This is a genomic window from Dokdonella fugitiva (assembly GCF_004342425.1).
In the GTDB taxonomy this organism is placed as follows: Bacteria; Pseudomonadota; Gammaproteobacteria; order Xanthomonadales; family Rhodanobacteraceae; genus Dokdonella_A; species Dokdonella_A fugitiva.
Genome location: NZ_SLWQ01000001.1, coordinates 989,156 through 996,640, shown reverse-complemented (window position 1 = coordinate 996,640; position 7,485 = coordinate 989,156). Strand labels below are relative to the sequence as shown.

The 7,485-nt window shown below is 62.5% G+C and carries 5 protein-coding genes; all 5 read right to left on the bottom strand.

Annotation, left to right across the window (positions count from 1 at the left end; translation table 11 throughout):
• Positions 1-251 (bottom strand): hypothetical protein (locus EV148_RS04200; RefSeq protein ID WP_131993859.1); only part of this gene is annotated, 251 nt, incomplete at its 3' end.
• A gap of 6 nt (positions 252-257) precedes the next feature.
• Positions 258-5,147 carry a DEAD/DEAH box helicase gene (locus EV148_RS04195; RefSeq protein WP_241987980.1) on the bottom strand — a complete coding sequence of 1,630 codons (4,890 nt, stop codon included), beginning with the start codon at positions 5,145-5,147 and terminating at the stop codon, positions 258-260.
• A complete protein-coding gene (locus tag EV148_RS18840; protein ID WP_241987965.1) occupies positions 5,075-5,527 on the bottom strand; it encodes a hypothetical protein in 453 nt (150 codons plus the stop codon). Before EV148_RS18840 ends, EV148_RS04195 begins: the two co-directional genes overlap by 73 nt.
• Positions 5,528-5,536: 9 nt before the next feature.
• The gene (locus EV148_RS04190) at positions 5,537-6,637 is read right to left on the bottom strand and encodes a Fic family protein (protein ID WP_131993856.1); all 1,101 of its coding nucleotides are present in this window, start codon (positions 6,635-6,637) and stop codon (positions 5,537-5,539) included.
• 278 nt (positions 6,638-6,915) lie between these two features.
• Positions 6,916-7,422 carry a tyrosine-type recombinase/integrase gene (locus EV148_RS18835; protein WP_241987979.1) on the bottom strand — a complete coding sequence of 169 codons (507 nt, stop codon included), beginning with the start codon at positions 7,420-7,422 and terminating at the stop codon, positions 6,916-6,918.
• Between the last annotated feature and the right edge of the window lie 63 nt (positions 7,423-7,485).

Here is a 7,485-nt window from a genome sequence, read left to right as displayed (position 1 = left end):
AGGCGCAAGGCATCGCGTAGCAACAGCGCGGCGGCATGGTTGCCGGCGCGTGCAGGATCGGGCCAGTCGAAGGTGGCAGGTTCGACGGGATGCAGTTCCAACTCGGGGATCAGGGCGATGCTTTCGTCATCGGCGCCGCTCAATGGGCGCAGGCGCAGCCAGTCGCGGCGGGAGTCGCTTTGCACCACCCATTCGCGGCCTCGGGCGCGCACCAGGTTGCCGGGCAGAAAGTCGTGTTCGAGGATCGTCATGCGCCTTTATTCCTTGGAACCGAACACATCGGCGTGCGCGGCGAATTGTTGTGGCCAGCGTGAAGCGTCCGAGAAATCGAGCACCTGCCAGCCTTTGTCCTGCAATACGCTGGCGGTCTGCTCATCTACCGCTGACAGAAATACCAAAGCACGAGATGCCTTGTACTGGGCCGCCGCAGTGGCGGCGCCATTGTTGACGGACACGTTGACCGCATCAGGTTGCGCGCCCCCGGCCTGGCGGAGTGCGGACAGCCAGGCGTCTAGGGGCTCGTTTGCTGTTGTTGAGGCAAGGGTAGTCGGGCTGCTCGTGACGGGCTGCACCTGGGCATTGGCCAGTGCGACCAGCAGCTTGAGCGCATCCGCGTTGCGGCGGTTGATGTGTTCGTGATCCGGCTGGTTGAAGTAGGACAGCAGGCACTGGTAGCAGCCGGCTTCGCACTGATGATTGCCAAGTGCATCGGTCTGTTCCAGCGACGGCAGATCGTCCAGCGTCCAAACGCCGCTCTGCGGTGCGCGGTAGTGAATCAGTTGCAGGGCATTGCTGGCGACGAGTGCAAGGTCGTCGCGATGATTTGCCAGGCGAGTGAGCACACCGGCACCGCCTTCGGCCGCTTCGTAGAACAGCAAGGCGCGGCGCTCGTCGGACTTCGGCAGTGGCTCGACCACCAGTTCGGATTCCTCGATCTGGAAGGTCATTTCGATGCCGCGCTTGAGTGCGGCCTGCAAAGTCGCCATGGCCTCCAGAGGCAAGGCATGTACGGGGGCGAAGATCAACAGATTGCGATGATCTTCCACGAAGGGAACGATGCGCTGGGGCGTCACCTTTTCCAGCAAGGCATCGTCGTTGCCGTTGTCGTCTTCCGCATCCGGCGTGTCCTGCTTGCTCCAGGTGCCGGTAATGGGGTTGATGTAGAAGCCCAGTTGCTCCTTGTCCTTGCGCCTGCGCCAGCCGCGGTTGATGCGCCAGATTTGCGCAGCGGGCGCGTAGGTGAGCTCGCCCAGCACGTCCTCGCCTTGTTGGATCGTGGCCTTCTGCTGCTGGATACGGCCATCGGGGCCGGGCAGGAAGCGATAGGTGGTTTGCAGCTCGAAGCCCTGACGTTGGCGTTCCTCGTCGTTGATGGAGATGCGTTCGGTGACCACCGTCTCCACGGTCTCGATGCGGTAGAGCTCGCGCACCCAATCGTGCTCGGTGAGCAAGGCGTCGCAGTTCTCGCAGCGATTGACCAGCGGCTGTTCGCCGCCCTGCTCGCCGAGATGGCCGTAGCCGCACTGGCTGCACACCAGCGAGGCAATGGTGGCCAACTGGCTGTTGCCGGAAATGTGGTCGCTGTTGCCGACGTTGAGCTTGGCGCGCACCACGCGGTACATGCGGCCCTGGTGATAAATGAGGCTGCGCGGGCCGAATTCGGACAGGGCCAGGAAGCGCGGCCGGCTGACCATGCTGCCTTCGTCGTCCTTGCCATTGGCCGTCTGCTTGCCGCTGGCGGGAATCCAGGCCATCAGCGGCAGGCGCGGGAAGTTGTAGCCGGGCAGGAAGCCCTGGCTGGCCAGGTAGCGGTAGGTGTAGAAGTCGTTGTTCTGGCCGTTGCCGGACTTGAGCAAGACGGCGTACTGGCGTGCGGCGTCGCCGTAGCGGCGCTGGGCATTCTGGCGCTCGGTGTGCGAGGCGGTATGGCTCTTGACGATGCGGTCGGCCATATCCATCTGTTGGCGGGTGGCATCGAACAGCACGCGCCAGCGTTCCAGCGCATCGGAGAATGCCTTTGGTGCCCTGGTGATGACCTGGTGCACGTAGTCAGGCGTGAACCAAGCGCTGCCCGCCAGCTCGTCCTTGAGCTGATCGATGACCCGACCAGCGCTGGCCAGGGCCCGCTGCTGGACGGTCTGCGCCTGTAGCGCTTCGTGCAAGGGCTGCTTCAGTGGTTTGCCGGGCTGGTCGAGATCCAGCATGGGCGCAATGCTGTCATCTAGTGGTACCTGGGTGCTGGCCAGCCAGACCGCTTGCAGGTGGCTGTCGATCAGGTCGCGGTTGGCCAGATCCAGTGTGGGTGCGCGCACGACGCCATGCACCATCTCGTTGGCATTGTGGAAGAACCACTGGTCGTGCGGACTGAGCGCCGCGCAGTAGGTGATGACCAGCGCCTGCTGCCCCGAGCGGCCGGCACGGCCGCTGCGCTGGGCGTAGTTGGCGGGGGTCGGCGGTACGTTGCGCAGGTACACGGTGTTGAGCGCGGAGATATCCACGCCCAGTTCCATGGTGGGTGAGCAGAACATCACCGGCAGACGTTCCAACGGCGCTTCGTGGGCCGGGTTCTGCGCCCAATCCTGCCTGTCTTTTTCGGTGTAGCGGAAGCGCTGTTCCAGCAGTTGCCGGCGCGGCGCATCCACCTGGGCCGTGTGTTCCTGGGCCTCGAAGTCGAACAGCGGATGCGAGGGCCGATGCAGCAGGTCGGCGATGCCGAGGTACAGGGCGCGGAAATAGCGGTTGATGCGGCTACCGTCGGCCTGCGGCTCATCGGCCATCAGGCACCAGTCCAGGGCAGCGGCGTTCAGGCGCCAGCCTGCAAGCTGCGAATCAATGGCATGTTTTTGCACATAACCATAGTTGCTGGCTGCCTTGAGCATGTCTTCGATCAGTTCGGCCCACTCAACATCTTTCCACTGCGCCACGTCGCCGGCGCAGGCACTGTCTCGCCAGAGTTTGTTTGTCTTGATTTGCCGCAACAGGCGGGAGCGTGGGCCGCCCGTCACCAGGTCGGTGCGCGGCTTGCCCTTGTATTCCGGGCGCTTGCCGAGGATGAGATAGCGGCCGGTATCGAGTTTCTCGTCGGGAGCGAATGCCCAACGCTCATTCAGGTAGGTGTGGGCGCTGGTGCGTGCCTTGTCCTGCTCGACCGGGTCGAGGTAACGGCTTTCCAGGCACAGATGGCGGCACAAGGTGTCGAACAGCAATTCGTACAGAATGGCTCGCTGCTGCGCCGTCAGTCTGTTCAAGGTGCTGTTGGCGGCAAAAATGCCGGCGTCAGCACAAAAGGCGTCCAGATCTCGGTATCGAATCTGCAATAGGCCGAGCTGATCCAGATTCGGGTTGTTGAAGCGCCAGCCACGCCGCAGATCACGCAGCAGTCGGTAGGCAATGATGAAGCGCAAGGTGCGTTGCGCCTCCTGCCGTGCCAGCCCCATGAGCTTGGGTGTGCGCAGATACTCCACCAAGGTCGCTTCATCGACGCCTTGAAAGCCGAGGGCCTTGAAGACGCTTTCGGCCAGGTGTTCTTCGTCGAGCTGGCCGCCGCTGCCCTGGAGGGCGCCGATCAAGCCGGCGCGCAGGGTCAGCAGGAAGATGAAGTCGTTGAAATGCCCCGCCTGCAGCGCGGCATCCTGGCGGTTGTCGGTAAACCCAAGCAACTTGCGCGGATCGGGCTGGCCCGGTACCGGTTCGGGCAGTGCAAACAGTTGCTGCAAGGCGGCCAGGGCAATCATGGTGGTGGCCGAGGAGCGGCCTTCGCCGGACAGGCTGGAAAGGCGGTTGGCATCCTTGCCGTGGGCTTCATGTGTCGTGCCGCAGTTCAGACAAAAGCGGAACTTTCCCGGAATGAACCAGAACTCTACCCCCGAGCCCGTTTGCCCTTTGGCATCGACCGTGACCCTATAGGGAACGGCATTCTTGTAGGCTGGCTTGATTTTGGGTTCGCTACGGCTGAGGTCGATCCAGGTTTCCGGCAGGTCTTCGAGCAGGCCGCCGTATTGCTGCCCGGGCGCCAGAGGGCACAGGAAGCCATAGCTGGCGTCGTCTTCTGCCGCGATATCGTCGATTTCACGCGGGCTGAAGCTGACCGGTTGCTGTGCGTGCCAGACAGGCAGGTATTCCTGACCGCAATCGCGGCAGAAGTGCGTGGGATAAAGCAGCACATTCTCTTGCTGGCGCCCCGGCGCGAAGCGCTGGGCATCGAGCGTGACATGGCGTTTGCCGCGTTCTTCCAGGGTGGTGAGCACCTTGCCGGGACCGCTGATGAACTGGTGCAGCTTGAACGCGAAAGGCGGCCTGCCCTGGGGCGTGCGCACATCATGGGCAGCCACCAGAAAGCGCTGCAGGGCGGTGCGAGCGGCCTCAGGCTGACAGCCCGCGTCTTCGGCGAGACGGCGGCTGGCCTCTTCCAACATCATGGGTCTCGCCCGCCTGGGAGGCTCGTCGGCAGGCAGTTCGATACCCAGGTTCAGTTCCACCCAGATGGCCAACGGATCATTGCGAAAAGCGTCGAAATCAGCCCAGGTATCCTGATCTCGCGCAATGGCCGCCGGTAGTTCCGTGCGGATGGCGTTGACGTCCTTGAGCGGGTTGGTGACGCGCTCCAGGGTCTCGCCGATGACGTCATGCTCGCTGATCCGGGTGCCAAAAAGTTTGCTGGCCACATCAGCTACCACGCGGTTGCGATCGGCCTGGCTACCTCTGCTGGACATGGTGGCCGACGTGCCGATGCAGACCAGTTGCTCGGCTTTCAAGCGCTCTCGCAGGCGCCGCACCAGCAAGGCAACGTCCGCGCCCTGGCGACCGCGATAGGTGTGCAGCTCATCCAGCACCAGGAACTCAAGTCCTTCGCAGTGTTCCACCACGCGCCGATCCACTTCGTCGAAGCGCGTGAGGATGTACTCCAGCATCATGAAGTTGGTGAGCAGGATATCGGGCGGTTCATCCGCGATGGCGCGGCGTTCCGTCTGGCTTTCCTGGCCGGTGTAGCGCTTGACGGTGAAGGGGCGGTGCTCTGGCGCATAGCCATGCAGGAACTTGTCGAGCTCTTCCAGCTGGCTGTTGGCCAGGGCATTCATCGGATAGATGACAATGGCCCTGGTACGTGCTTTGCCATCGGATTGCCTGGCCTTGAGAATGCGGTCGATGATCGGTATGAAAAAGGACAGGGACTTCCCCGACCCCGTTCCGGTCGTACCACATAGCTTTGGCGTTCCTGGCCTTTGGCCAGGGCTTCCATCTGGTGCTTGTAAAGATGCAGGGGTTCTGGCGAACCTTCAGACTTCCCGACCTGGAAGATCCCTGCGCAGGCAGTATGCAAGACCCCCTGCTCTACCAGTTGCTGCACCGTGCCCTGGCGCTGGTAATTCGGGTTGATCTGCACCAGGGGCTCGGGCCAATAGCGGCCTTGCGCATATTGGTGCTCGACCTCGGCCTGGATATCAGGCGCAGCGATGCGAACGAAACTGCGGGAAAAGCTGCCGTATCGTTCGATGAGCTGGTCGCGGAACTGGAAAACGTTATCCATGGAGAGTCCTCACTGATCCATTCTGTGCCCGCTTGGCAGCTGTGCCGTACGGCCAGTGGCGCCCGTCGAGATGTGTTGCCATTTCGCCCCTCGCCCCTTGCCAGTCGATTCGATCAACCCCTCTGATTTCATCGCCCGCAGCACCAGCCGCACCATTTCCCTGCTGACGCCTGGGCAGGCCTCTTCAATCTCGGAAATCGAGAACGGCAGGGTGCGCCCCAGGACTTCCGCACGCACCCGGTCGCCTTTGCTGCCACGGCCACGCTCGATGGTGCCGACACGCTCCTCGAACTCACGGTAGGCCCGCAGCAAGGCACCCCAGAAGTAATCGAGCCAGGGCTTGACGTCGTGCTGCCCCTGGTGCCAGCCCTGCGAGCTGGCTTCCAGCGTCTCGTAATAGCTTTCCTTGGTATCTTCGAAGATGCGTTCCAAGCTGATGTAGCGGCCCACGGCATAGTCGAAGTGGTAGAGCAGCAGCAGGGTCAGCAGGCGGGACATGCGGCCATTGCCATCGGGGAAAGGGTGGATGCACAGGAAGTCGAGCATCGCCAGCGGCACCAGCACCAGAGGGTCGGCCAGGTGCTGGTCCAGGGCGGTGGCGTAGCGCCCGGTCAGATCGGCCATGGCCATCGGCGTCAGGTGCGCAGCCACCGGCTGGAAGCGCAAACGCGACGTACCGTCAGGATGACGTTCGATGATGTCGTTGTTGGTAGCCTTCCAGCGCCCGCCCGTCTGCGGCATGTAGCGGTACAGCAGGGTGTGCAGTTGCAGCACTACGCCCTCGCTGAAGGGCATGTGCGCGGCCGATTCGTGGATCAGCGCCAGGGCATCACGGTAGCCGGCGATTTCCTGTTCGGAGCGGCTCTTTGGCGTTGCATTGCGGACGACCAGAGACTTCAACCGCGAAGGCGCTACGACGACGCCTTCCAGCCGGTTGGATGACTCGGTGGACTCCACCACCGCGATCTGGCGCAGGCCCTTAAGGGCTTGGGGTGACTGTGCGGCGTAGAGTTGCTGTTTGCCCTGGTACTCACCCAGCGAGCGCAGCGTGGCCGCCTGGGTGCCGTCGAAGCGAAGCGCGGCAAGGTACTCGGGGGTAAGCGAGTGCATGGAAGGCAGGCCCAAGCTGTGGAAATGGGGTAATCGTACCATTTAAACGGGGCATTTAATGGAAAATACCCCGTTTAATCGCTTGGCTACCCCATTTCCTGAGCGCAAAACAGGCCATGTGAGCCTTGCTCAGCAAGCATGGCTAACCGAAGCACCCAAGGTAGTTGTCAACCAATGGTTGATAACTGCCCCGACAGCAAGGCTCTGAACGCAAAGGGAAGGCAAGGGAGTGGCGCCTAAGGGACAAGGGCCCTACCCGGGAAAGGAAAAGGCCGCCCTCAAGCCGAAGCGACACCGATCACCAGATTCCCCGACGGCGCCAACCCGTCGATGTAGTCCGACCACGCCTGCAACATCTCCCGCCGCTGCTCGGCGTACTCGGCCCGGTTGTAGACCCCACGCACGCCGCCGATGGTGTGGTTCAGCGCCTTCTCTACCACGTCCGAAGGCCAGCCCTGTTCGTGCAGCAACGTCGATGCGGTGCGCCGCAAGTCGTGGATGGTAAAGGCAGGAATCTCCTGCCCCTGCAAGGACACCTTCAGCGCCTGGTTCAGTGCATTGCTGGCGAAGGGCTTGGCCAAGGTGCCACGCCCTGGCAATACCCAGTCACTACTGCTGGCCAGCGGCTTGAGTTCCTTGAACAGCGTCTGCGCCTGGGTGGACAGGTAGACGATGTGTGGCTTGCCGGTCTTGGAGTTCTCGACCGGGATGTGCCATTCGCCTTCGTCCAGGTGCACGTCCTTCCACTGCGCCAACATCAGCTCGGACTTGCGCACCAGGGTCATCAGGATCAACTGGAAGGCGATCTTGAACTGGCGGCGGATGTTGGAGGTCTAGATCGGAAGAGC

Excerpts from the sequence above, each read along its gene's own strand:
- EV148_RS18840 (WP_241987965.1), bottom strand. The coding sequence starts at position 5,527 with ATGGATAACGTTTTCCAGTTCCGCGACCAGCTCATCGAACGATACGGC.
- EV148_RS04190 (WP_131993856.1), bottom strand. The coding sequence starts at position 6,637 with ATGCACTCGCTTACCCCCGAGTACCTTGCCGCGCTTCGCTTCGACGGC.
- EV148_RS18835 (WP_241987979.1), bottom strand. The coding sequence starts at position 7,422 with ATGACCCTGGTGCGCAAGTCCGAGCTGATGTTGGCGCAGTGGAAGGAC.